The 23918-nt window shown below is 66.2% G+C and carries 18 protein-coding genes; 13 read left to right on the top strand and 5 right to left on the bottom strand.

Features of this window, described 5'->3' with window-relative positions; genetic code table 11:
* Positions 1–65 precede the first annotated feature (65 nt).
* The 13 genes from HTS88_RS11620 to HTS88_RS11560 all read left to right on the top strand — a co-directional run bounded on the left by HTS88_RS11620 (position 66) and on the right by HTS88_RS11560 (position 16117).
* The gene (locus tag HTS88_RS11620) at positions 66–203 is read left to right on the top strand and encodes a hypothetical protein (RefSeq protein WP_174178510.1); all 138 of its coding nucleotides are present in this window, start codon (positions 66–68) and stop codon (positions 201–203) included.
* A 164-nt stretch (positions 204–367) separates the two neighbouring features.
* Positions 368–1834, top strand: a complete 1467-nt coding sequence (locus HTS88_RS11615) for a glycosyltransferase family 87 protein (RefSeq protein WP_174178508.1) — start codon at positions 368–370, stop codon at positions 1832–1834.
* Positions 1827–3275: a phytoene desaturase family protein gene (locus HTS88_RS11610; protein ID WP_174178506.1), complete on the top strand. Its 1449-nt coding sequence runs from the start codon at positions 1827–1829 to the stop codon at positions 3273–3275. Before HTS88_RS11615 ends, HTS88_RS11610 begins: the two co-directional genes overlap by 8 nt.
* Positions 3276–3344: 69 nt before the next feature.
* Positions 3345–5333 (top strand): penicillin-binding transpeptidase domain-containing protein, encoded by a 1989-nt coding sequence (locus HTS88_RS11605; RefSeq protein ID WP_174178504.1) that lies wholly within the window; start codon positions 3345–3347, stop codon positions 5331–5333.
* A 90-nt stretch (positions 5334–5423) separates the two neighbouring features.
* Positions 5424–7106: an ABC-F family ATP-binding cassette domain-containing protein gene (locus HTS88_RS11600; protein ID WP_174178502.1), complete on the top strand. Its 1683-nt coding sequence runs from the start codon at positions 5424–5426 to the stop codon at positions 7104–7106.
* Between the two features lie 131 nt (positions 7107–7237).
* Positions 7238–8011: a DeoR/GlpR family DNA-binding transcription regulator gene (locus HTS88_RS11595; protein ID WP_174178500.1), complete on the top strand. Its 774-nt coding sequence runs from the start codon at positions 7238–7240 to the stop codon at positions 8009–8011.
* Positions 8008–9201 (top strand): MFS transporter, encoded by a 1194-nt coding sequence (locus tag HTS88_RS11590; RefSeq protein ID WP_174178498.1) that lies wholly within the window; start codon positions 8008–8010, stop codon positions 9199–9201. Before HTS88_RS11595 ends, HTS88_RS11590 begins: the two co-directional genes overlap by 4 nt.
* A 65-nt stretch (positions 9202–9266) precedes the next feature.
* Positions 9267–10769: a bifunctional phosphatase PAP2/diacylglycerol kinase family protein gene (locus HTS88_RS11585; protein ID WP_174178496.1), complete on the top strand. Its 1503-nt coding sequence runs from the start codon at positions 9267–9269 to the stop codon at positions 10767–10769.
* A gap of 150 nt (positions 10770–10919) precedes the next feature.
* Entirely contained in the window at positions 10920–11867 is a 948-nt protein-coding gene (locus HTS88_RS11580; RefSeq protein WP_174178494.1) for an ABC transporter ATP-binding protein, read from the top strand.
* The gene (locus HTS88_RS11575) at positions 11864–12712 is read left to right on the top strand and encodes an ABC transporter permease (protein WP_174178492.1); all 849 of its coding nucleotides are present in this window, start codon (positions 11864–11866) and stop codon (positions 12710–12712) included. The genes HTS88_RS11580 and HTS88_RS11575 overlap by 4 nt, the downstream gene beginning before the upstream one ends.
* Before the next feature lie 27 nt (positions 12713–12739).
* On the top strand, positions 12740–14092 hold the full coding sequence (locus HTS88_RS11570) for a sensor histidine kinase (protein WP_174178490.1): 1353 nt from the start codon (positions 12740–12742) through the stop codon (positions 14090–14092).
* Entirely contained in the window at positions 14089–14781 is a 693-nt protein-coding gene (locus tag HTS88_RS11565; protein ID WP_174178488.1) for a response regulator, read from the top strand. Before HTS88_RS11570 ends, HTS88_RS11565 begins: the two co-directional genes overlap by 4 nt.
* A gap of 34 nt (positions 14782–14815) precedes the next feature.
* Positions 14816–16117, top strand: coding sequence for a M18 family aminopeptidase (locus tag HTS88_RS11560; RefSeq protein WP_174178486.1), 1302 nt, complete (start codon positions 14816–14818; stop codon positions 16115–16117).
* Here the strand turns inward: HTS88_RS11560 and HTS88_RS11555 are convergent.
* The 5 genes from HTS88_RS11555 to HTS88_RS11535 all read right to left on the bottom strand — a co-directional run bounded on the left by HTS88_RS11555 (position 16114) and on the right by HTS88_RS11535 (position 23619).
* A complete protein-coding gene (locus HTS88_RS11555) occupies positions 16114–16779 on the bottom strand; it encodes a NeuD/PglB/VioB family sugar acetyltransferase (RefSeq protein WP_174178484.1) in 666 nt (221 codons plus the stop codon). The genes HTS88_RS11560 and HTS88_RS11555 overlap by 4 nt on opposite strands.
* Complete coding sequence (locus HTS88_RS11550; RefSeq protein ID WP_174178606.1) at positions 16776–17906, bottom strand: DegT/DnrJ/EryC1/StrS family aminotransferase; 1131 nt, start codon at positions 17904–17906, stop codon at positions 16776–16778. The genes HTS88_RS11555 and HTS88_RS11550 overlap by 4 nt, the downstream gene beginning before the upstream one ends.
* An 85-nt stretch (positions 17907–17991) precedes the next feature.
* Entirely contained in the window at positions 17992–19137 is a 1146-nt protein-coding gene (locus tag HTS88_RS11545) for a Gfo/Idh/MocA family protein (protein ID WP_174178482.1), read from the bottom strand.
* Positions 19138–19177: 40 nt separating this feature from the next.
* Complete coding sequence (locus tag HTS88_RS11540) at positions 19178–20680, bottom strand: sugar transferase (protein WP_174178603.1); 1503 nt, start codon at positions 20678–20680, stop codon at positions 19178–19180.
* A gap of 248 nt (positions 20681–20928) precedes the next feature.
* A complete protein-coding gene (locus HTS88_RS11535) occupies positions 20929–23619 on the bottom strand; it encodes a LuxR family transcriptional regulator (RefSeq protein WP_174178480.1) in 2691 nt (896 codons plus the stop codon).
* Positions 23620–23918: the final 299 nt, after the last annotated feature.

The raw sequence follows: 23918 nt of genomic DNA, 5'->3' as shown, positions 1-23918 counted from the left end.
AAAGGGGCTCAATTGCCGTGCCCATTTATGCATACCGAACTCCGGACGGAGAGGAGGTGATGGCCATGAAAAAGTTTCGAGAACTCCTGCTGCCGGCCCAAGGACGGCGCAGCAGCCGGAGGAAGTTCAACGAGGACCTGCTGGAAAAGCAGCGCGAGGATGTCTTTGTCCTGATGCACCAGCAGATCGGCGGTACCCGCTAGGGAAGGCGCCGCCCGGGTGACCAGGGCAGCCACGAAAGACGCACCTTCGCCAGGAGGCACCGTGAAACACCAGAGAACCTGTGGCCGGAGCCCACGCGGCGACGCGTGGGCTCCGCCGCCCGTGGCGCCAACCGGCTTCCGGGCACGGCGGTAAGCTCGAAGCCATGGAGGACACCCAGCCGCCCGAGCATCGAGGAAGGGTGCGCCTCGTTGTTCCAAGCCGCAGCGATATCCTGCTGAGGAACTTCACGGAATTAGTGGGCGGCCCCCTTGGATCCCGGTCCGCTCCGGGCATTGTTTCCCCTGGTGTCTTCACGGTGGAGCGGGTACTGATCCTGCTGACCGTGCTGGCGGCACTGGCGGGCATCCTGCTGAAGGGATACTGCCGTGCCAACGGATGGGAATCCCCCACCCAGTTCTACGCCACCTGCTATTCCGACTTCCCCGAACTGTTCCGGAACCGCGGACTGGCAGACGGCAACTTTCCCATCCTGGGCACGGGGAGCCAGTTTGAATACCCTGTCCTGACCGGCCTTATTGCCGGGATAACGGCCTGGCTGGTCCCCGGCTCTGGAGCCCCGGATGCCCGGATCCTGGCCTACTTCGACATCAATGCCGCGCTTCTGGCCGCGGCCGCGGTGGTCACGGTCCTGGCCACCGCCCGGATGAGCGCCCGCCGGCCCTGGGATGCAGCCATGGTGGCTTTGGCGCCGGGCATCATCCTGGCCGGTACCATCAACTGGGATCTCTGGGCGGTGGCGCTGCTTGCCGTGGGTATGTACTTCTTCTCCCGGGAGCGGCTGGTGCTGGCGGGGATCTTTATCGGGCTTGCCACGGCCGCCAAGCTGTATCCGCTGCTCATTCTGGGTGCCATCCTCCTGCTCGCCCTCCGGACCGGACGGTTCCAGCCGTTCCTCAAGACTGCGGGGGCCGCGGCCGCCTCGTGGGCTGTTATCAACGTCCCCTTCGCTATTGCCAATTTCCCGGGCTGGGCCTACTTCTTCCAGTTCTCGGCAGACCGCGGCGCCGGCTACAGCTCACCCTGGTTCGCCTACAACCTGGTCCTGGGCAGATTGAGGGGACAGGAACTGAGCGGTGCAGCCGTGGACCTGCTGTCCCTCGGTTTATTTGTGCTGGGCTGCGCCCTCATTGCCCTTGTTGCCCTGACCGCACCGCGCCGCCCCCGCCTTGCCCAGCTTGCCTTCCTGGTTGTGGCGGCCTTCATCCTGACCAACAAGGTGTACTCACCGCAGTTTGTTGTATGGCTGATCCCGCTCCTCGCGCTGGCCAGGCCGCGGTGGCGCGACTTCCTGGTCTGGCAGGGCATCGAGGGCCTCCACTGGGCTGCGGTGTGGATGTACCTTGGACAGGTGACCAGCGCCGGCTCCTCCCAGCACAACCTGGATATGCCCTACTACGTCCTGGCCGTGGCTGCGCACATGCTGGCCGTCACCTACCTGATGGCGCGGGTGACCTGGGACATCTACGACCCCACGTACGATCCCATCCGCAGGCACCACCTGGACGATCCCCACGGCGGCCCGTTCAACGGGGCACCGGACAGGTTCCGGCTGAACCTGCGCCGCCGGACCATTGCTGCGCTCCAGCAGAAGGCGGCCTCCGATGCCTGACGTTACGGTGGTTGGAGCCGGACCCAACGGGCTGGCTGCCGCGGCCGTCATGGCGCGGGCAGGGCTTGCCGTGGAGGTCTTCGAAGCCGCGCCCGTGATCGGCGGCGGAACCCGTACGGCAGAACTCATGCAGCCGGGCCACTTCCACGACGTCTGCTCGGCCGTCCATCCAATGGCCCTGGCCTCGCCTTTCTTCCGGGCCTTCGAGCTTTCCCGGCGGATGGAGCTTGTCACGCCTGAGCTCTCCTTCGGATCACCGCTGGACGGCGGATGGTCCGCCCTCGCCTACCGGTCGCTTGACCGGACCGCAGCGGGACTCGGCCGGGACGGCGCTGCGTACCGGCGGCTGATGGGCCCCATCGTGCGGAACATCGACGACGTTATGGACTTTACGCAGAACCAGCTCTTCCGCCTTCCCCGCAACCCGGTGGCCGCGGGCATTTTTGGCCTGCGGACCCTGGAACAAGGTTCGGGCTTCTGGAATGCCAGGTTCCGCGAGGAGGCAGCTCCTGCGCTCCTCAGCGGCGTTGCGGCCCATGCCGTGTCCCGCCTTCCGTCCCTGGCCGCGTCCGGAGCAGGGCTGATGCTCGGGGCGCTGGGCCACGCTGAAGGATGGCCCATTCCCCTGGGCGGTTCTGCTGCCATCGCCGCCGCCCTGGCAACGGACATCGAGTCGCATGGCGGCATCCTCCACACAAACGCCCCCATCAACCGGTTAACGGACCTTCCAGCGGCGCGGGCCACGCTCCTTGATGTCGCGCCGCGCGGACTGGTGGACATGGCCGGTGACTCCCTTCCCGGCCGCTACCGCACAGCCCTGGAGTCCTTCCGCTACGGGAACGGCTCCTGCAAGGTGGACTTCATCCTGTCCGGCCCCGTTCCGTGGCAGGCGGCCGAACTGGCTGACGCCGGAACCGTCCACGTAGGCGGAACCAGGGAGGAACTGGCACACGCGGAAAACGAGGTCAGTGCCGGCCGGCACCCCGAACGGCCCTACGTACTGGTAGCCCAGCCTTCCCGGTTCGACCCACGGCGCGCACCCGCGGGCCGCCACACCCTGTGGACCTACTGCCACGTGCCGGCCGGTTCAACCAAGGACATGTCGGAAGCCATCACCGCGCAGCTGGAGAGGTTTGCCCCCGGTTTCAGGGACCTCGTGGTGGACACCAACGTGGTGACGGCGGCGCAGCTGGCAGAGTACAACCGGAACTACATCGGCGGGGACTTCAGCGCCGGCACCATGGACCTCCGCGGCCTGGTCCAGCGGCCCGTCGTATCCCGGCACCCATGGCGCACTCCCCTGCGCGGCGTCTACCTTTGTTCCTCGTCCACGCCGCCCGGCCCCGGGGTCACCGGCATGCCCGGCCTGCACGCGGCAACCCATGCGCTCAAGGACATATTCCACCTGCCCGTACCGTCGCTGGGCCTGGGCGGCGCATAGCAGCCGGCAGCGCCCTTAAACCGCAAGGAATGGCCCGACGCACTGCATTTCGCGGGGCATAATGGCCGAATGGGGAAATCAACAAAACTTTCTGTTGCCGTAGCTGCGTTCATACTGGGAACCTCGCTGGTGGCCTGCGACGACGGCCGGAGCGGGGCAGAAACCGCAGCACAGCAATTTGCCACAGCCGTTTCAGGACTCGATGTGGCCGGGGTGGCCTTCGACGGCAAGGACGCCGCTGCCGCCAACGACCAGCTGCGCGGCGTCTTCAAGGCATTGGACCCGCAGAAGCCCGCGGTCGAAGCAGGCGACATCACCCTGGACGGTGACAATGCCTCGGCGCCCTTGAACTACACCTGGAAATTCGGCGACGCAGAGTGGAAATACACCGTACAGGCGAACTTCAAGAAGTCCGGGGACAAATGGCTTACGGTCTGGGACCCGGCAACCCTGGCACCCGGCCTCGCGGACAGCGAGATCCTCACCAAGGGCGCCCAGTCCCCGCAGCGCGCGGATATCCTCGGGGCGGGGGACGTCCCCCTGGTCACCTACCGTCCCGTGGTGAACGTCGGCATCGACAAGCCCCAGCTCGGCACTGCCGACCCCACCGACGCTGCCACCAGGCTCGCTGCCCTGGTTGGGGTTGACCCAGCCGGCTACGTCCAGCAGGTAAAGGCCTCCGGCGCGGAAGCCTTTGTGTCCGCGATTACCCTGCGGGAAGAGGGCCGCACCATCACCAACGAGCAGATCGCAGCCATCCCCGGCGCCCGTGCCATTCCCGCCTCGGTGCCGCTGGCACCCAGCCGGACCTTCGCCCGCGCCGTGCTCGGCACCGTCGGGGAAGCCACTGCTGAGCAGATCGAAGCCTCGGAAGGCGTGCTATCAGCGGGTGATGTCACCGGCATCGGCGGGTTGCAGCAGCAGTACGACGAACAGCTCAGGGGGACGGACGCCGTCGTAATCCGCGCGCAGCGCGCCGACCTGACCCGCGAACAGATCCAGTCCGCAGCAACTGACCCCCGGCGCGTGCTCTTTGAAGTGGCGCCTGAGCCCGGGACACCGCTGAAGACAACCATCGACCCCACGCTGCAGGCACTCGCGGAGACCACCCTGGAGGACGTAGGTCCGGCGTCGGCGATCGTGGCGCTCCGCCCCTCCAGCGGTGCCGTCCTGGCCGTGGCATCGGGGCCCGGCAGTAACGGCTACAACACGGCCATGCTGGGCCAGTACGCGCCGGGGTCGATCTTCAAGATGGTGGACTCGCTGGCCATGTTCCGCAACGGGTTGACCCCTGATTCCAAGGTTGAGTGCACGCCGACGCTGACGGTGGACGGGCGCACTTTCAAGAACGCCGACGGTTATCCCGAAAGCTCCCTGGGCTCGGTCACCCTGCGTGACGCCTTTGCGCATTCCTGCAACACGGCGTTCATCGCTGCCCGGGATACCGTGTCACAAGGACAGCTTGAGGCGGCCGCCCTGGCCATGGGGATCGCCGTCGAAGCGCCGTCGCTGGGCGCAGACGCGTTCCTCGGATCCGTGCCCGGCGAGGCGGCAGGGACGGAGCATGCCGCCTCCATGATCGGACAGGGCAAGGTGCTGCTTTCTCCCCTGGCGGCAGCCATGATGGCGGGCTCCGTGGCCAAGGGCGCGCCCGTGTCGCCCCAACTGGTCCTGAATCCCGACGGCGGTGCTGCCGCTGCCGGCACGACGAGCGGTTCCACGGCACCGGCGGCGCAGCCTTCCGCCACCGCGACGGCAGAAGCACCGTCGACGGCGTCGGGCGAGCCGATCACTGCTGCCGAGGCCGCTTCGCTCGGTGACATGATGCGCGCCGTGGTCACCTCCGGGCATGCAGGCTTCCTGGCCGGCGTTCCCGGTGCACCCGTGGGGGCGAAGACCGGGACGGCAGAATTCGGCAAGGAGACTCCCCCGAAGACGCACGCCTGGATCGTGGCTGTCCACGGGGACCTGGCCGTGGCCGTGTTCGTGGAGGACGGCGGTCTGGGAGCAACGACGTCCGGGCCGCTGCTGAAGGAGTTCCTCACCGCAGCCGGCTAGTTTTGTGTCCGGGTATGCAGAATTCCGGGCCGGTCAACCCTGCATGCCTGGACAAAAACTCTCTGCCATGGCCGTGGGAAGATGGAACACGTGGCCCATATTGACGTTTCCGGCATTGACTATTTCCTCTCCGACGGCACCCAGCTGCTTAACGGAGTGACCTTCAAGGTCCCGGACGGCACCAAGACCGCATTGATCGGCCCCAACGGCACCGGGAAGACCACCCTGTTCCGCATCATCGCCGGGGACCTGGTGCCGGATGAAGGCGTGATCGGGCGGTCCGGGAACATGGGCATCATGCGCCAGTTCGTAGGCCAGGTCCGGGACGGCTCCACGGTGCGTGACCTCCTGGTGTCCGCCGCCCCGCCTGCCCTGGCGGCTGCGGCCCGCGAGGTGGACGATGCCGAGCTTGCCATGGTGGAGTACGACGACGAGCCAAGCCAGATGCGGTACGCCCAGGCGATCGTTGATTGGGGAGATGCGGGCGGCTACGACGTCGAGACCGTCTGGGACGAGGTGTGCATGGCCGCGCTGGGACTTCCCTTTGACCGCGCGCAGCACCGCCCGGCGTCGAGCCTTTCCGGAGGCGAGCAGAAGCGCCTGGTGCTCGAAGCGCTCTTTGCCGGGCCGGACGACCTCCTGCTGCTCGACGAACCGGACAACTACCTTGACGTCCCGGGCAAGCGGTGGCTTGAGGACAAGCTGAACGAGTCCAGGAAAACGGTCTTCTTCATCAGCCACGACCGCGAGCTGCTGAACAATGCCGCAGGGCGCATCGTGACGCTGGAACCCGGCATCAACGGTGCCGGCGCGTGGATCCACGGCGGCGGATTTGGCTCGTACGTGGAGGCCCGGGCAGACCGCAATGCCCGTTTCGAGGAACTGCGGAAGCGCTGGGACGAGGAGCACGTGAAGCTCAAGGAACTCGTCAACATGTACAAGAACAAGGCCGCCTTCCGCTCCGACATGGCCAACCGGTACCACGCCGCCCAGACCCGGCTGGCCAAGTTCCTGGAGATCGGGCCGCCGGAAGCGCTGCCCATCGAGCAGAACGTGCAGATGCGCCTCAAGGGCGGGCGGACCGCCAAGCGGGCCATCGTGGCGGAGAAGCTGGAACTCACCGGGCTCATGAAGCCCTTTTCCACGGAAGTGTGGTTCGGGGACCGCGTTGGTGTGCTGGGTTCCAACGGCTCGGGCAAGTCGCACTTCCTCCGGCTGCTGGCTACCGGCGGAACCGATCCGGAGCGGGAACACCTGCCCGTGTCCGACGTCGAGATCGCCGAAGTGCCGCACGAGGGCACCGTGAAACTTGGCGCCAGGATCCGCCCCGGTTTCTTTGCCCAGACCCACGTCCGGCCCGACCTCCTGGGCAAGACGCTGCTGGAGATCCTGCACCGTGGCGATGAGCACCGTTCAGGTCTCGGCCGGGAGGCCGCGGCCGGGGCGCTGGACGGCTACGGGCTGGCCGGGCAGTCGGAGCAGAAGTACGAGTCCCTCTCGGGCGGGCAGCAGGCACGGTTCCAGATCCTGCTGCTGCAGCTCAGTGGCGCCACCTTGCTGCTCCTCGACGAGCCCACGGACAACCTGGACCTGCACTCAGCCGAGGCACTTGAGAAGGCCATCGACCATTTCGAAGGAACCGTCCTCGCCGTCACCCACGACCGCTGGTTCGCGCGCACGTTCGACCGCTTCCTGGTGTTCGGATCCGACGGCAAGGTATACGAATCCGCAGAGCCGGTGTGGGACGAAAAGCGCGTGGAGCGCGTCCGCTGATCCAACGCTCTCTCACTCCCTGCAGCTTTTTGGCGATCCCTCTCTCACCGATGAGAGAGGGATCGGTGATTTCCGGCATTAAGTGAGAGAGCGTCGGTGATCAATTGATCAAAATTTGTTAGCATTTGATCATGAAGACTGATGAGCGGCACCTCACCATTGCCGGGCTGCTCCGCCAGCGCCATGAGGTGACAGTGGAGGAGCTGATGGTGGCCTGCGACGCGTCGGGGGCAACCATCCGGCGGGACCTCGAGGCCTTGGCAGCTAATGGCGTCCTCCGCAGGATTCACGGCGGGGCACGGAGCCTCATCGGCCGCGGCGAAAATCCAGGCTACGGCCAGCGCGAGCTGGAGGACCAGGACGGAAAGAGGCGCATTGCGGCTGCCGTCGCAGGGTTGCTGGGGGACCGCGAGCACGTGTGGCTGGACAGCGGCAGCACTGCCACGGAGGTGGCCCGCGCTGTGCAAGCGAAGGAACTGACCCTCATGCCGATGTCACTGAGGGCGCTGAACGTCCTCGCGGGCGGCGAATCCACCGCAGGTACCCGCCCCGCCCTGCTGCTGCCCGGCGGCAGCCTTGTACCCGGAGAGCTGAGCTTCCGCGGCCCGCTGGCCGAATCCAACATCCGCTCCCTGCGCTTCGACACCGCTGTTGTGACGCCCTGCGCCGTGGACCTCAAGGCCGGCCTCCTGGCCCATGACATCGAGGACGCCGCGGTGAAGCGCGCCGGTGTGGAATCCGCCGCACGGGTGGTGGTGGCTGCCTCCGCCGCCAAATGGGATGCACAGGCCCGGGCATTGGTCGCCGGCCTGGAACGGGTGGACATCCTGGTGACGGACAAAAATTTCAGCGCCGATGAACGCGCACAACTCGACGAATACTCCCTGGAAGTAGTGACTGTATGAGCATCAACACCGGTACCGGGCAGCAGACAGGACTGAACGCAGCCGCCACAGCCACCTTTGTGGTTTTTGGCATCAACGGCCTCGTCTTTGCCAGCTGGGCCGCGAGGATCCCCGCCGTCACCGAGACACTGGAAATCACCTCCGGGCAGATGGGCACCCTCCTGCTGTGCACCGCCGTGGGTTCGCTCCTGGCGCTCCCTACCGCCGGACTGGTGGTGGGCAGGATCGGGACCGCGAACACGGCACGCTTCGGAGGCGTCCTTGCGGCCCTCGCTGGCGTCGGAATCGCCGCTTCGCTCTCTGTCGCCTCGATTCCAGGGACGGCCGTTGCCCTCTTCTTCTTCGGTATCGCCATCGGACTCTGGGATGTAGCCCAGAACATTGAGGGTGCCGACGTGGAGCATAAGCTGCGGCGCACCATCATGCCGCAGTTCCATGCAGCGTTCAGCGGCGGTGCCTTCGTCGGCGCACTGATCGGTGCCGGGCTCTCCAACCTTGGCGTCGGCCTGCCCCTGCACCTACTGGTCATCGCCGGTGTGGTTGTTGTGGTGATGCTGACTGCCCCGCGCTACTTCCTCTCGCATATCTCCACCGCCACACCGGACGGAGAAGCAAAGGCAGCCAAAGGACCGTCAGCCTGGCGTGACAGCCGCACCCTGCTCATAGGCGTCGTGGTCCTCGGGGCCACCCTGACGGAGGGTGCGGGCAATGACTGGATCGCCAAAGCATCCGTAGACGGGCTGGGCACCTCTGAATCCACCGGCGCGCTGATGTTCGCCCTCTTCGTGCTGGCCATGACGGCGATGCGGTTCCTGGGCGGCCGCGTCATCGACAAGTACGGTCGGGTTGCGGTCCTCCGGGCGAGCATGGCAGCCGCGGCGGCCGGGCTGTGCCTCTTTGTGCTCGCCGGAAACGTGTGGCTGGCTGCCGTTGGGGCTGCGCTGTGGGGCGTTGGAGCAGCACTCGCCTTCCCCATGGGCATGTCTGCGGCTGCGGACGACCCCAGGCATGCCGCTGCCAGGGTGTCCGTCGTATCCACGCTGGGGTATATCTCCTTCCTCGCCGGACCTCCCCTCCTGGGGTACCTCGGCGACCTGACCGGCATACACGTGGCGCTGCTGGCCATCCTCGCGCCGATCCTCCTGGCCCTGCTGCTGGCTGGGGCGGCGAAACCCCTGAGGGCCGGATAAAGACGGCAGACCGGATTTTCCTCGCGGCTGGAGGACCTCCATTCACCGACCGGTAGGGTGATGGAATGCAGAGCACATGGCGCGGAAGCCATCGTTGGATCAGCCGCCTGGACAGATACCTGGTGCGGCATGTCTCGGATCTTCCGGGAGGAAACCATGATGCGTTCTTTCGGCGCCTTTCGGCCTCCGCCAACCACGGAAAACTGTGGATCGCCGCTGCTGCAGCAATGGCCGCCTTTCCGGGACGGCCTCGGCGTGCGGCACTGCACGGCCTCATCGCCCAGGCAGTGGCTTCCGCCGTCACGAACGTTGTCTTCAAAACCCTGCTTCCCCGGGCACGGCCGCTGCCGGAGCATCTTCCGGTGTTCCGGTTCGTCCACCCCCAGCCGACAAGTTCCTCCATGCCATCCGGCCACTCTGCGTCGGCGGTCGCCTTTGCCGTGGGTGCAGGACTTGTCCAGCCCGTCATCGGGGCCGCACTGGCTCCGGTGGCGGCAGGCGTAGCCTATTCACGCGTCCACACCGGAGCCCACTGGCCTTCGGATGTCTTCTTTGGTTCCGCCCTGGGCGCCTGCGCTGCCCTCCTGACGCGCACGTGGTGGCCGGTGCGGCCGCCCTTTCCCGACGTGGCGAGGACATGGACCACGGCGCCGGAGCTACCTGGCGGCCGGGGGCTCAGCATCGTGGTTAACACCCTCGGGGGATCCTTCACGGAGGAGACGGCCACCGCCCTGCAGGGAGTATTCCCTGACGCGCATATTAATTCCGTCCACCATCCGGACCAGGACCTTCTCCGCGAGATCCGGCATGCAGCCGAACATCCCGGCACCCGTGCCCTCGGGGTGTGGGGCGGCGACGGAACCGTCGGCGCCGCGGCAGCTGCCGCCGTCGAGCATTCCCTCCCCCTGCTGGTCCTCCCCGGCGGTACCCTGAACCACTTTGCCAGGGACGCCGGAACCGGGAGCCTCAAGGAGGCTGTAGCCGCCGCGTCCAAAGGAGACGCGGCGCTGGCAGACGTAGGAATCGTCACGGTGGAGCGCGGCTTGGCCGGCAGTCCGGAAAGGGCGCAGCTGACCATGCTGAACACCTCAAGCGTTGGCCTGTACCCGAACTTCGTTCGCCGCCGGGAACAGCTGCAGCCTGCGCTGGGAAAACCGCTGGCCGGGGTGGTGGCGATGTTCCGTACCTTCGCGGCCGGAACCCCCAGCACCCTCACTATCGATGGCAGGCGGCACAAGGTGTGGATCGCCTATGTGGGACGGGGCCGGTACTACCCGCGTGACCACGCACCCCTGTTCCGGCCCGTGATGGACGACGGCGTCCTCGACGTCCGCATGATCACGGCCGACGAGTCGTTCGCCCGGCTGCGTCTGCTGTGGTCGGTGCTGACGGGTACGGTGGCAACCTCGCGCATCACCCATCTCTCAGAGGCCACACGGGTGCGCATCGACGCCGGCGGGTCGCCGATGGCTCTGGCGGTTGACGGTGAGGCGCTGGCCGGTGTGCGCAGCGTGGAGTACACGGTGCGCCGCCGGGCCTTTGCCTACTACTCGCCACAGCAACGGTGATCACCCGGTCATCCACGGGGACTACCCTGACCCGTCCCTGAATCATCCCTGAGACCGGCGAAATACCTCCCGGCCGTGGGTAGCGTGGTGTGTACCAGACTTCCGCAACGCATCCCGCAGTCCACAAGCTGCCGTTCGAAGGAACATTCCATGATTGAGGCAACAGGGCTGACCAAGGTCTACGGCGATAAAACCGCCGTGGACGGCGTCAGCTTCACCGTCCAGGCAGGCCGCGTTACCGGTTTCCTGGGACCCAACGGCGCAGGAAAGTCCACCACCATGAGGATGATCATGGGACTGGACCGGCCGACGTCGGGTTCCGTCACCGTGAACGGGGTGCCGTTTGCGCAGCATGCCGCACCGCTGCGCGAGGTGGGCTCGCTCCTTGACGCCAAGGCCGTCCACACCGGCCGCACCGCCTACAACCATCTCCTGGCCATGGCCGCGACCCACAGTATTCCAAGGAAACGGGTCCAGGAGGTCATCGAGATGACCGGCCTGGCGGAGGTGGCCAAAAAGAAGGTAAAAGGGTTCTCCCTGGGAATGGGGCAACGGCTCGGCATTGCCGCCGCACTGCTGGGAGATCCCCAGACCATCATTCTTGACGAGCCAGTCAACGGCCTGGACCCGGAGGGCGTGGTCTGGGTGCGGAACCTGGTGAAGTACCTGGCATCGGAAGGACGGACAGTGTTCCTGTCCAGCCACCTGATGAGCGAGATGGCCATGACCGCCGACCACCTGATTGTCATTGGCCGGGGCCGTATCATTGCCGATGCCCCTATCGGCGAAATCATCACGGGCAAGGGCCAGTCCCGCGCCCGCGTCCGGACTGACCAGCCGGAGCAGCTCATGCGCCTGCTCGCGGACGACGGCGTTTCCGTTGAGGTCCAGGACCACGAACTCCTCCAGGTCACGGGCCTGCCCCCCAGGGACATCGCCCGGACAGCACTGGACAACCGGATCATGGTCTACGAGCTCACTCCCCTGCAGGCAAGCCTCGAAGAGGCCTACATGGAACTGACCAAGGACGAGGTGGAGTACCACTCCCTCATCACCACGGGAGCTGCGGCGCCCACCCAGACCGGAGGACAGCAATGAGCACGGCAGCACTTCAATCCAGCCGGCCGCAGGGCACGGGCCCCGGTCCCAGTTTCCTGCGTGTCCTCAACTCGGAGTTCATCAAGTTCCGGACGCTCCTCTCCACCCTGGTCCTGGTGGGATCGACCGTGCTGGTGATGGTGGGCTTTGCCGCCCTGAACGCGTGGGGCATCGGACAGTTTTCCGAGGCGTCCCGGAACGACCCCCAGGCAGGTGCGGCCTTCGCGGCCCAGGGCGCTGACCTTACGGCGGGAATCCCCACGTCCGGCATCGCGTTCGCGCAGCTCATCATCGGATCCCTGGCGGTTCTGCTCATGAGCTCGGAATTCACCACCGGCATGGCAAGGTCCACCTTCTCGGCGGTCCCAAAACGCACCCCGGCCTTCGTCGCGAAGCTGCTGGTGGTGACGGCGTGCGCCTTCGTGGTGACTGTGGCGTCGTCCCTGCTCGCGTACGCGGCTGCCAGCCCCATCCTGGACCACTACGGGTTTGATATCGACCTTGGTTCGGACCATTCCCGGCGCCTCCTGCTGGTCAGCGGCGTGTACGTGGCAGCTGTCGCGGCAATCGGAATGTCCCTGGGAACCCTCCTTCGGAATTCAGCGGGTGGCATCATGTCCCTGGTGGGGCTGTTCTTCGTGGTCCCCATCGCCTTCCAGCTCATCCCCGGCGAGTTCTTCGCAGAAGCCCGCAAGTACCTGCCGGACAGCCTCTTTGAGCGGATCGTGACGGCCGCACCGGCGGAAGGCGCCCTCGAGGTCTGGCAGGCCTGGACCTGGCTTGGCGTTTGGGTGGCTGTTCCGGTGGCTGCTGCCATGATCATCTTGAAGAAGCGCGACGTCTAGAACCCGCGGAACGGGCAGCCCCGATATATGAACCACACGGCATTTACGAAGGACGCGCCGGCCGGGCAGGCCGACGCGTCCTTCGCCGAGCTCACGGCGAGGCGCACAGGGCGGTTCCGCAGGTACCTCCAGCGGCACCCCCTGGTGATGGACGCCGTCGTGGCCGCCAGCTACAGCCTCCTGGTGGCACCCACCGTGGCGGACGCGGCCACATCCGGCAACTGGCTTGCAGCCGCCCTGCTGGTGCTGGTGGCCGGATCCCTCTTCCTGCGGCGCTTCTATCCTGTGGGCCTGGCGGCCTTCGTCGCCGTGGTGGAGGTAGCGGTCACCCTGCTCCACCCCTGGGGCTCCAACGTCTCCGCGGGACTGTGGTTCTCGCTCTATGCCGTAGCGGTTGCCCACACCCGCCGCTTCGCGCTCATCACCATGGCCGCGGCCACGGCCCCGCTGGCACTCCTTTATCTGCTGGCGGCCGTGGGACCCATGGAAAACTCCTTCGTCCACGATCCGGGCGTCAACCCGGGCGACTTCCACCTCCTGACCAGCATCGCCACCGGCGCCACCATTGCCCTGTCCAACATCCTGGCCACCGGCCTCGGCATCAGCGTCCGGCAACGCCGTGAGCACGAGCAGGAGGTCGCCGCCTGGGCCGCCCGGACCGCCAGCCTTGCCTCCGTCAACGAGCGGAACCGGATTGCACGCGAGATGCACGACGTGGTGGCCCACTCGCTGACGGTGATGATCAGCCTGTCCGACGGTGCCGCCGTCGTCGTCCAGAAAAACCCGGAGCGCGCCGGGGAGGTGCTCGGCGAACTGTCCCGGACGGGACGCACCGCCCTCGCAGACATGCGCCGGGTCCTGGGTGTCCTGCGTGATGACACCGGCACCGCCGCGCCCCGGCTGCCGCTGACCGCCGGCGACAGCCTGGCCAGCCTGCTCGAAGGCTTCCGCACCGCCGGCCTGCCGCTGCACTACTCCCACACCGGGCCTGCCCTGCCCGGCGATGCTGCGTTCCAGCTCACGGTGTACCGGATCGTGCAGGAATCGCTCACCAACGTGCTCCGCTACGGCCGCGCCCTGACCCGGGTGGACGTCACCATTGTCCGCTCGGGCTCCACGGTGACCATTGACGTGCTCGACGACGGCGCCGGAGCCACCGGGCACCCCGCCCAGGATGGAGGTACTTCCCCGTCCGGTGCTGCCGGTTCCCATGGATCCGGACAGGGGCTGGCCGGGATGGCTGAACGCTCCAGGATCTATTCCGGCTCCGTGGAAGCGGGGCCCAGCGGCCGGGGCTGGCGCGTCCACGCCGTACTGTCCTGGCCCGGAGACGATTCCGCAGGCTCCATCCGCCCCTACGAACTGCAAGGCAACCCATGACCGGAAACACCCCCATCAACGTCCTGCTGGCTGATGACCAGCCGCTGCTGCGGATGGGATTCCGCCTGATCCTGGAGGGCGAAGAGGATCTGAGGATTGTTGGGGAAGCCTCTGACGGGGCCGACGCCGTACGGCAGGCCCGGGAGCTGCGCCCGGACGTGGTGCTGATGGACGTCCGCATGCCCGTGCTGGACGGCATCGAGGCCACGCGCGCCATCACCGCCTCCGGTTCGTGCGCCCGGATCATCATCCTGACCACTTTCGACGTGGACGAGTATGCCTTTGCCGGCCTCCAGGCTGGAGCCTCGGCCTTCCTCCTCAAGGACGTGGCGCCGTCGGAGTTGGTCAGTGCCGTCAGGGTGGTGGCCAGCGGGGACGCCGTGGTGGCGCCGCGCGTTACGCAGCGGCTGCTGGAAACATACGTCCGGGGTGCCGCCCGCCCGGCCCCCGCCGCTCCTGCACCGGATCCCCTGCTGGCGGACCTGACCCCGCGGGAAACGGAGATGCTGGAGGCGATGGCCGAGGGCCTGTCCAACGCCGAAATCGCCCACCGGTACTACCTCTCGGAAGCGACGGTGAAAACCCACGTCCGCCGCATCCTCACCAAGCTCCACCTGCGCGACCGAGTCCAGGCCGTGGTTTACGCCTACGAAACCGGCCTCGTGGTGCCGAGCAACCCGGACTACTGAGACCCGCGGCGCAACGCCGTCTAGACTCGAGACCATGCCTTCCCTTGCCTCCGCCGCAGACCATATCCAGGACCTTGGCGCCTATGTCAGCGCGTCGCCGTCGAGCTTCCACGCCGTGCACGAAGCGGGGCGGCGTCTGGAGGAAGCGGGCTTTGTGCGCCTGGACGAACTGCAGCCCTGGGAGGGCGGGCCCGGACAGTACTTCATCATCCGGGACGGCGCGCTGATCGCCTGGGTTGTTCCCGAAGGGGCAGGGCCCGCCACCGGCTTCAACATCCTGGGCGCACATACGGATTCGCCCACCTTCAAGCTCAAGCCAAAGCCGACCACGGGTGCCCACGGCTGGCTGCAGGCTGGCGTGGAGGTGTACGGCGGACCGCTGTTGAACTCCTGGCTTGACCGGGAACTGCAGCTGGCCGGCCGCCTGGTCATGCTGGACGGCACCGAGCACCTGACTGCCACCGGGCCGATGCTCCGGTTCCCGCAGTTGGCTATCCATCTGGACCGTACTGTCAACGACGGCCTCACCCTGGACAAGCAGCGGCACATGAATCCGGTGTGGGGGCTCGGCAATCCCGCGGATGCCGACCTGCTGGCCGTGCTGGCTTCCCACGTTTCCGGCGCTTCCGTGGACCCCGCCCACATTGGCGGGTACGACGTCGTCATGGCGGACACGCAGGCCCCATCGGTTTTCGGGGGCAACAGTGAGTTCTTCGCCTCCGGGCGCCTCGACAACCTCTCCTCAACCCATGCGGGGCTGGCGGCGCTGACCGCGCACGCGTCGGCGCCCGGTACCGGCAGCCCGATCGCCGTCCTGGCGGCGTTCGACCATGAGGAGATCGGCTCCAACTCCCGCTCGGGCGCCTGCGGGCCTATCCTCGAGGATGTCCTGGTTCGGATCTCCGACGGCCTGGGCGCCACGGTGAGCCAGCGGCGGCAGGCTCTGGCGGCGTCCTTCTGTGTGTCCGCGGACGCCGGCCACGCTGTGCACCCCAACTACGCGGAACGGCACGACCCCGCCAACCATCCGGTGCTGAACGGCGGACCGCTCCTGAAAATCAATGCAAACCAGCGCTACGCCACCGACGCCTCCGGTGCAGCGCTGTGGGCCCGGCTGTGCGCCGATGCCGGTGTGCCCTACCAGGAGTTCGTGTCCAACAACGCGATTCCGTGCGGTTCCACCATCGGTCCGTTGACCGCCACCCGCCTGGGAATCCGGACGGTGGACGTGGGCGTTCCCCTGCTGTCCATGCATTCCGCGCGGGAGCTGTGCGGCGTAAAGGATCCCTGGCGCCTGGCCGCGGTGACCGCGCAGTTCTTCCGGACGGCGGTCTAGCGGGACGGTTCCTTCCCGAAAGTGAACAGGTGCTGGTCGATTTCGTGGGCGGGGACTCCAACCCACGTTTCTCCGGCCGGGACGTTACTGAGCACGGCGGCGCCCATGCCCACCGTGGCATAGTCGCCCACCGACGTCCTGTCGCGGACGCTGGAATTCATGCCGAGGTAGGCAGCCTTCCCTACCCGGACTCCGCCGCCCAATGACACGCCCGCGCCGAACGTCGCAAAGTCCGCCACGTCGTCGTCGTGGGTGAAGGTTACCGAGGGCATTGCCACCACGTGTGAGCCCAGGGTGACGGCGGCTGTCAGGGTGACATTGCGCAACAGGATGCTTCCCCGCCCAATCCGGCAGCCTTCGGGGTACTGGACTGAGGGATCCACCGCAGTTGCATACCGCGATTCATGGATTCCCAGGGACGTGAGGCGGTCCACCACGGCTTCCCGTGCCTTCCCGGATGCCAGGCACACCAGCAGGAACGCATGGGTGTAGTTGGCGGCATCATCGATGCTCCCCAGGACAGGCGCCCCGTCCACGGTGACACCGGCCATCTCCTTGTCATCGTCCAGCAGGCCAACGACGTCGTACTGGCCACTGCTGCGCACCATCGCCAGCACTTCGCGGGCAAGGCCGCTCACTGAAATGAGGATCAGCTCACTCACGTGCCCACCGGGTGCGCTGCGTTCCGGATGGCGTTGATGACGCGGTTGATGCTTGATGAGTCGATCTCGTGGAACACAGGGAGGACCAGGGTGCGGTCGCTCAGCCGCTCCGTGGACTGCAGCCTGGCGTTGCCGTTGTCGCGCCAGCGGTATGCCGGCTGGCGGTGTGCGGCGTACGCCCCGCGCCGTGCGGTGATGCCGGCGTCGGCCAGCCTTTCCAGCAGGGCCTCGCGGGTCATGGGGAATCCAGGGAGGACTTCCAGCCACAGGGATTGATAGTTCGTGGTGCCGTATGGAGGATCGGACACGATCCTGAGGCCTTTGAGGCTTTTGAGGGCGTCGACGTACGTGCCTGCGATCTTCCGGCGCCGTTCCACCATTTCCGGAAGCCGCCGCAATTGGATGATTCCGACGGCGGCCTGAAGGTCGGTCATGCGGTAGTCGAAACCGACTTCGAGGCAGATCTCGCGGGGCGACAGGAACAGTTCTTCCCGGTTGAGGGCCGCCAGGCTGCTTGAATGTTCGCGCAGGGCCCGGGCGCGGGCCGCCCAGTCCGCCCGCCGGGTGGTGAGCATGCCACCTTCCCCGGTGGTGAGGATGTGGTTGGGATGGAAGGACCAGACGGTGATGTGGGCGCCGGCTCCCACCGGCTTTCCTTTGTACTGCGAGCCCACCGCGCAGGCAGCGTCTTCGATGACCGTGATTTCGTGGCGGTCGCAGAGCTCGCGGATGGGGTCCACGTCCACGGGCACTCCGCCCTGGTCCACCACGATCACCGCCCGGGTATCCAGGGTCAGCGCGGCATGGATGGTCTCCGCGGTCACGTTGCCGGTGGCAGGATCCACATCGCAGAAGACGGGGCGTGCGCCGACGTAGGTCACGGCGTTGGCCGTGGCTATATAGGACAGTGACGGCACAACGACGTCGTCCCCTGGTCCGATTCCCGCCACCACGAGGGCCAGATGCAGGGCGGTGGTGCAACTCGACGTGGCTACTGCGAACCGGGCACCCTGTGCGGCTGCGAAGTCGACCTCGAACTCCTTGACTTTCGGGCCCTGCGTGACGCATCCGGAGAAGACCACCTCCGCAAGTGCATGGGCTTCCTCCTGCCCCAGCCAGGGCTTCATTACTTCGATGCGTGCAACAGCTGATTCGGTGGCCACGAGGCACCATCTTTCCTAGGAGGAGCGGAATGAAGAACGGCAGCTCGTGTCACCTTGACCACAGGACACTTTCAAGCCAGGAGCCGGCAGCCTGCTGCTGGTAATCTTCAGGCCCTGGCACGTGGATACTTGACGCCTGACCTTCGAGGCCCCTGCTGCGGCTAACCGCCTCCAGCATGCCGAGAACCCGCAGGCCGGACGTATTGGTGGAGGGGGCCCTCTGGTGGCCGCGGACCCGACGCGCAAACTCGGCAGCCACGCGGTCCCGCGCCTCCTGCCCGAAGGCGGGCACCTGTCCATCTTCGCCCGGCACCTGAAGTGCGCCCGGCTCCGTCCAATACGGGGAGCGGCGCCGCTGCTGCGTGGATGAATCGGAGTCGAAGATGGCCAGTTGCTCCTGCGGAAGGGTGGTATCCCACACCAGGACAAGCTGGGAACCTGCAATGACCAGCTGATGGCTTTTCACGCGGCTCAGGTTGTTGACGTGCAGGTGCACCGTGGCGTCGTTTGGAAGCCGGAAAATCACGTGTCCAACACAGTCGCGGCCGGTTCCCAGCGGATCACCCCCAAGTGCCGAAACTCCCTGCGGGTTGAGCCGCCCGGCGAACACATAGTCAAGGAGGGCAAGGCTGTCCGGGGCCAGGTCCCAGAAGACGTCCCGGTCAGTCCGGGCCAGGTTGCTTTCGGTCCGCACTGCTTCGACGAAGAGGATATCGCCCAGGGATCCACTGCCCACCAGCTTCTGCATCTTTTGCACGGCGGGTTCGAAACACTGGGCCTTGTTTGCCATCAGCACAACGCCCCTGGCGTCCGCCTCGGCAGCCATCTCCTGCCCGCGCTCCAGGCTGTCCGCCAAGGGCTGTTCCACCAGGACGTGCTTGCCTGCCCGCAGCGCGGTCATTCCGGTACCGAACAGGGCGCGGAGGGGGGTGGCGATTGCCACCGCATCCACTTCCACACTGTCCAGCAGTTCATCGATGGCTTCAAACCAGGGCGCGCCGCCAAGCTTTTCGGAGACTGTGCCGGCCCGGCGGGAGTCCACGTCGCAGATGGCTGCCAGGTCCCAGTCCGGGCTGGCCTGGAGGGTTTCGGCCATGCCCGCTCCCCGGGAACCTGCGCCCACCACCGCGATACGCAGCCTGTCTGCGTTCACGCGGTCCCTGCCGTGGCTGAAGTCCTTAGCGAAAGCTTCCATTCTCATCCTCTTTGTCAGTAGGCGCCGTCAGTAGGCGCCGTCAGTAGGCGCCGGAAGGCTGGATGACGGCACGGAAAGTCCGCCACAAGATCAGCAGGTCACCCGGGATTGACCAGTTTTCGACGTAGTAGAGGTCCAGGCGCACGGCCTCGTCCCAGGACAGGTCCGAGCGCCCGTTGATCTGCCAGAGACCGGTGAGGCCGGGCTTGATGAGGAGGCGCCGGTGGGTGTGCTGCTCGTATCCGCTGACTTCGCGTGCAAGGGGAGGGCGCGGGCCCACCATGCTCATGTCGCCCAGGACGACGTTCCAAAGCTGCGGGAGTTCGTCCAGGGAGTACTTGCGCATCCACCGCCCGCACCGCGTCACCCGGGGGTCATTGCGCATCTTGAACAGGACCCCGGCGCCTTCGTTGGTCTCGTGCAGCACGGCCTGGCGCTCCTCGGCATCCACCACCATGGACCGGAACTTGTACATGCCGAAGGTTTGGCCGCCCTTGCCGATGCGGTCCTGGCGGAACAGGACGGGGCCCGGGCTGTCCAGCCGGACGATGACGGCAAGCAGCAACAACAGCGGCGAAAGTGCGGTGATGGCGGCACCGGCAAGGACAACGTCCATGACCCGCTTGAGGACGTGCTTGCCGCCGGAATACTGGGGAATGTCCACGTGCATCAGTGGAAGCCCCTCCACGGGGCGCCAGTGGATACGGGGCCCCGCGACGTTCGTGAGGGTCGCTGCCAGCACCATCTCGGCAGAGCACTCCTCCAGCCTCCACCCCAGTTCCCGGATGAACTTGTTTCCGCCCGGGAGGGGCCCGGCAACAATCACGGCATCGGCCTGCGCGAGGCGTGCCGTCCGGGAAATGTCATCCGTGGAAGAAAGGACGGGCACCAGCTGCTCGCCCACGCGCAGCCTGGCCCCCCGGCGCGAACCAGGAAGGCACACACCGAGGATCTTGTAGACGGGGCCGGACTTCTTCTCGATCTGCTGGACCACGTAGCGGACGTCCTCGGGTTCGCCGACAACGATGGCCCGTGACAGGTGCCGTCCCTTGGCTTTCTCAGTCGCCAGCCGGCGCCGGAAAAGCCAGCGGTTCGCCGTCAGGGACACGGTGCCCACCGGCAGGGCAACGGCGAACATGGTGGCACCGCTCTGGATCGAGAAGACGACGGAAGCGATGGCAATTAATCCAAAGAGCCGGAAGGTGGCAGATATGACCCGTTTGTACTCGTCTGCACCCACGCCCAGGACTTTGGGATCGCGTGTCCTGTAAATCTCCAGTGCAGCAATCCAGATCAGTGCCAGCGCAACGCTGGCCGCGATTCCGGCCGCCGTTGATGTCCTGCTCAAAAGCCCGGGACTGGCAAGGTGGTAGCCGAGAGCGACTGCCCCGGCGATCAGCAGCGAGTCCGTGACACGCAACAGGTTGATGTGGACTGAGATCCAGTCCGCGGAGGACGCCTTACGGCCCAGCTCACGGGGGACGAAGCTGACTGCCGGGCGGTAGCCGGGGGATACTCCCTGGGCAGGACCGTCGCCCGCCATGGCAGGCCGCTCGCCTGCCAGGCTGCCGGTGAGCGCTGAGCGTTTGGACCCGTAAAACGTGGGACGCCGCTGTCCGGTGACGGGTGCTTCTGCCATGGTGACCCCTTCCGGTTTGTCCGCTTGTGCTCTTGCCGTGAAGCAAAATTAGTCACGGAAAGCCATGTGCGGAGGGTTTGCGCGGGCCCTTTGTGGGTCCCGCGAAGGAATATTGTGGATAATGCGGGTAGCTGCAGCAGCTGCAGCCGGCACTAGAGGACCGGCAGGATGTACGGCTCCGGAGCTGCCTTTTCCTTGCTGGCAGCCAGGGCCGTCAGCTGGGCGCGTGACTCAACCCCGAGTTTGCGGTAGATGGCGGTCAGCCTCACCTCGACGGTCCTCACGGAAACGAAGAGGGTGGAGGCGATCTCCTTGTTGCGCATGCCCCGGGCGACCATTCTTGCCAGCACGCGTTCGTGGTCGGCGAGCAGCAGCATGGCCGGGTTTCCCTGGGGGCCTGGTGCTTCCACCCGTTCGTCCAGCAGGAGCGCATCCACGTGCTGGATCCACGCGTTGGCGCCAACCTCGTCGAACATGACCTTGGCCCGCAGAAGGCCGTCGCGGGCATCCCGCAAGCGGCCGAGCGCCTTCAGCCGTTCTGCATAACACAGCATGGTCCGTGCCCGTTCAAGCAGCGAATCCCGCGAGTTCCTGCTGTCCAGGGCCTGGCCGAACAGCTGCAACGACTGCTCGCCGTCCGCAAGGATGGCCCGGCTCCGGGCAACCGCCATCATCAGCCACGGTGAGCGCAGCCCGACGGAACGGCTCTCCAGGCTGAGGAGTGCCTGGGTGGCTTCCCGGTGGCGTCCCAGCCGGACCAGTACCTCCACGAGGTCCGCATCGCACCGGAGCAAAGTGGGATTGGTGAAGCCCGTGCCAATCTCGGCCGCGCGTGAGAGCTGGGCGAGGGATTCCGCCAGGTCACCCCGAAGCAGTGCGAAGTGGCCCTGCCACGCGGCAAGCTGGGCGGTGATGGCCGGGTGGCTTTCGGCGCCGGCGAACCGTTGCGCCTCAGCCGCGTAACTTTGGGCGAGGGTCTCATCCCCCAGTGCGTGGGCGCGCCAGACCCGGAAAACGTGCCGGAGGCCGCGGTGGTACTTGAACTCAGGTTCAAAAAGTTCAAGGTCGTCCATCAGCTTGCTCGCCGTCCGGACGTTTCCTGCCCTGATCTCGTTGTCCACAGCCAGGAACAAGGCCGTTTCCCGCCAGTTCACGTGGGCGTCCCGTGTAGAGGTCCGCACCATGGCAAAGAGCTCCTGCGCCTGGTCATAGCGCTCCGCGTAGCTGAAGGCGCGGCCCTGGATCAGCAGGCCTGCCACGGAGCAGCCCTCAAGGGTGTACTTGCGTCCGGGCTGGACTCCGTCGCCGCCGGTGGACTCGGTCAGCAGCCTGGCACGTTCCGTGAGTTCAAGGCATTCGGCTGATGCGGCTTCCTGGAAATTTCCGGCGTACTGGAGAAGCTCGCACGCGTCCTGGAATTCCCAGCGTTCCGCGTAGTACACAGCGGCGACGGCGAGGAGATTGGCGGCAAAGGCAGGATCGTGCTGGCCGAATTCCTTCACCAGGCGCAGCACCATGCTGGACCGGACTGCTCCCCCCTGGATGAAGTCGATTTCGAAGGAGAGCCCTGTAAGCCGCAGGATCAGGGCCGGATTCCGGGTCACCCGCTGTGCCCACTCCAGGTAGCGCCGGGCGTAAACGAACTCACCCCGGTTGAAGAGGAGTTCAGCGATCGCCGCCAGGCGTGCCGCCGTTTCCGCCTCCCAGGGGTTGATGGTCAGGGCGCGCTCAACATACTCCACGGCGAAGGACAGCTCCCCGCCCCGGATCAGGTCGACGGCGTGGCGGAGCAAACCGAACGGGGTCTGCCGTTCCAGCGCCGTGAAGCTCAGATGCCACCTGCGGGCGTACGGGTCAGTGTCCTGGCACGCGTCCGCCAATGCCCGGTGGTTGGCCGTGCGGACCGCCGGCGTCATGGCGCCAAAGACGTACCCGCGAAGCAGCTGGTCCCGGATTGCAAGGTGCGGGCCGGTGCGGTGCACGATTCCGCAGGCCAGCAGTTCGTCCACGCCGGTCCACACGTCCTTGCTGATCTTTTCCAGCGTGGTGATGTCGCTTCGGCACGAGAGGGACAGGAGATCCAGTACGTTCCGTGCGGGCGCGGTCAGTCCGCCCACCACCAGGGCGAATTCAGCCTCGAAACTGCCGTTGCCGGGCAGGGGAACCGGGAGGGCGAACTTTCCCTCCGCATGCCGTTCCAGCAACCGGGCATAAAGTTCGACGGCGGCAAGGGGGTTTCCGCGGGTTGCTGCGGCAACCGCGTGGGCGGCCGCCGTCGTGGTGTGCCGTGCGGGGATTGCTTCAAGCATCCTCACGGTATCGCTGTAGCTCAGCGCCTGGAGGTGCAGCACGGCCAGCCCGCTGAAAGGGCTGTCAGGTGCTTCGTCGCGCAGGCAGACGAACATGGCAATGTCCGTGCCGGACAAGCGGCGGGCCAGGAAGCCAATAACAGCCTGGCTGCCGGGATCCAGCTGGTCTGCGTCGTCGATGACGATGACGGTCCGGGAGGATGCACGCTGGTGCAGGCCGTTGAGGAGCATTGAGGAAATGGCCGGCACGTCTAGGGATCCGGCAGTATCGCGCAGGAGCTCATCAGCGATTCTGTTGAGTACGGGATCATCCATGGCGTTGAGGAGGGCCGTGACACCGGACAAAGGCCAGTCGGATTCGAACGCGCTTGCTCCGAGGAAGACGGTCTTGTAGTCCGAAAGCGTGGGGATCTCCGAAAGCAAGGCCGACTTTCCAACCCCGTGGCCGCCGATCACCGCCAGGGCCGTGTCCTTGGGGCCGCGGATCACCGAAAGAAGCCTGTCCAACTCCTTGTTTCGCCCTAACAATGACATGGGTCCCCAATCCTCGAAGAAGGAGACCACATTCTTTCGTTAGTAGTTGTTCGGATACTGCATGCCGCCATCCGGTTATGGATATAACCATTGGTAGGCAGGCTGTCGGTTTGCACCTCCAGCACGGTTCCCAGCCGTTAAGCGAATATAGCCCTGAATTTGTGCAAAGCGCCATATATCGTTCACTTAGTATTTGCTCAAGATCACCCCTCCTTTTCCTCAAGAGGGGAGCGGATGCCCTACCTACCTAATGGCCCGCAGTCCACTACCTCCCCTACCTAATGTCGACGACAGCGGGC

Source organism: Pseudarthrobacter oxydans, from assembly GCF_013314975.1.
Taxonomy (GTDB): domain Bacteria; phylum Actinomycetota; class Actinomycetes; order Actinomycetales; family Micrococcaceae; genus Arthrobacter; species Arthrobacter oxydans.
Note: the sequence above shows the minus strand (reverse complement) of the source record. Positions and strands in the feature narration are given on the sequence as shown.

Coding starts and splice junctions, on each gene's coding strand:
- HTS88_RS11620 (WP_174178510.1), top strand. CDS start 66: ATGAAAAAGTTTCGAGAACTCCTGCTGCCGGCCCAAGGACGGCGCAGC.
- HTS88_RS11615 (WP_174178508.1), top strand. CDS start 368: ATGGAGGACACCCAGCCGCCCGAGCATCGAGGAAGGGTGCGCCTCGTT.
- HTS88_RS11610 (WP_174178506.1), top strand. CDS start 1,827: ATGCCTGACGTTACGGTGGTTGGAGCCGGACCCAACGGGCTGGCTGCC.
- HTS88_RS11605 (WP_174178504.1), top strand. CDS start 3,345: ATGGGGAAATCAACAAAACTTTCTGTTGCCGTAGCTGCGTTCATACTG.
- HTS88_RS11595 (WP_174178500.1), top strand. CDS start 7,238: ATGAAGACTGATGAGCGGCACCTCACCATTGCCGGGCTGCTCCGCCAG.
- HTS88_RS11590 (WP_174178498.1), top strand. CDS start 8,008: ATGAGCATCAACACCGGTACCGGGCAGCAGACAGGACTGAACGCAGCC.
- HTS88_RS11585 (WP_174178496.1), top strand. CDS start 9,267: ATGCAGAGCACATGGCGCGGAAGCCATCGTTGGATCAGCCGCCTGGAC.
- HTS88_RS11580 (WP_174178494.1), top strand. CDS start 10,920: ATGATTGAGGCAACAGGGCTGACCAAGGTCTACGGCGATAAAACCGCC.
- HTS88_RS11575 (WP_174178492.1), top strand. CDS start 11,864: ATGAGCACGGCAGCACTTCAATCCAGCCGGCCGCAGGGCACGGGCCCC.
- HTS88_RS11570 (WP_174178490.1), top strand. CDS start 12,740: ATGAACCACACGGCATTTACGAAGGACGCGCCGGCCGGGCAGGCCGAC.
- HTS88_RS11565 (WP_174178488.1), top strand. CDS start 14,089: ATGACCGGAAACACCCCCATCAACGTCCTGCTGGCTGATGACCAGCCG.
- HTS88_RS11560 (WP_174178486.1), top strand. CDS start 14,816: ATGCCTTCCCTTGCCTCCGCCGCAGACCATATCCAGGACCTTGGCGCC.
- HTS88_RS11550 (WP_174178606.1), bottom strand. CDS start 17,906: ATGAAGCCCTGGCTGGGGCAGGAGGAAGCCCATGCACTTGCGGAGGTG.
- HTS88_RS11545 (WP_174178482.1), bottom strand. CDS start 19,137: ATGGAAGCTTTCGCTAAGGACTTCAGCCACGGCAGGGACCGCGTGAAC.
- HTS88_RS11540 (WP_174178603.1), bottom strand. CDS start 20,680: ATGGCGGGCGACGGTCCTGCCCAGGGAGTATCCCCCGGCTACCGCCCG.
- HTS88_RS11535 (WP_174178480.1), bottom strand. CDS start 23,619: ATGTCATTGTTAGGGCGAAACAAGGAGTTGGACAGGCTTCTTTCGGTG.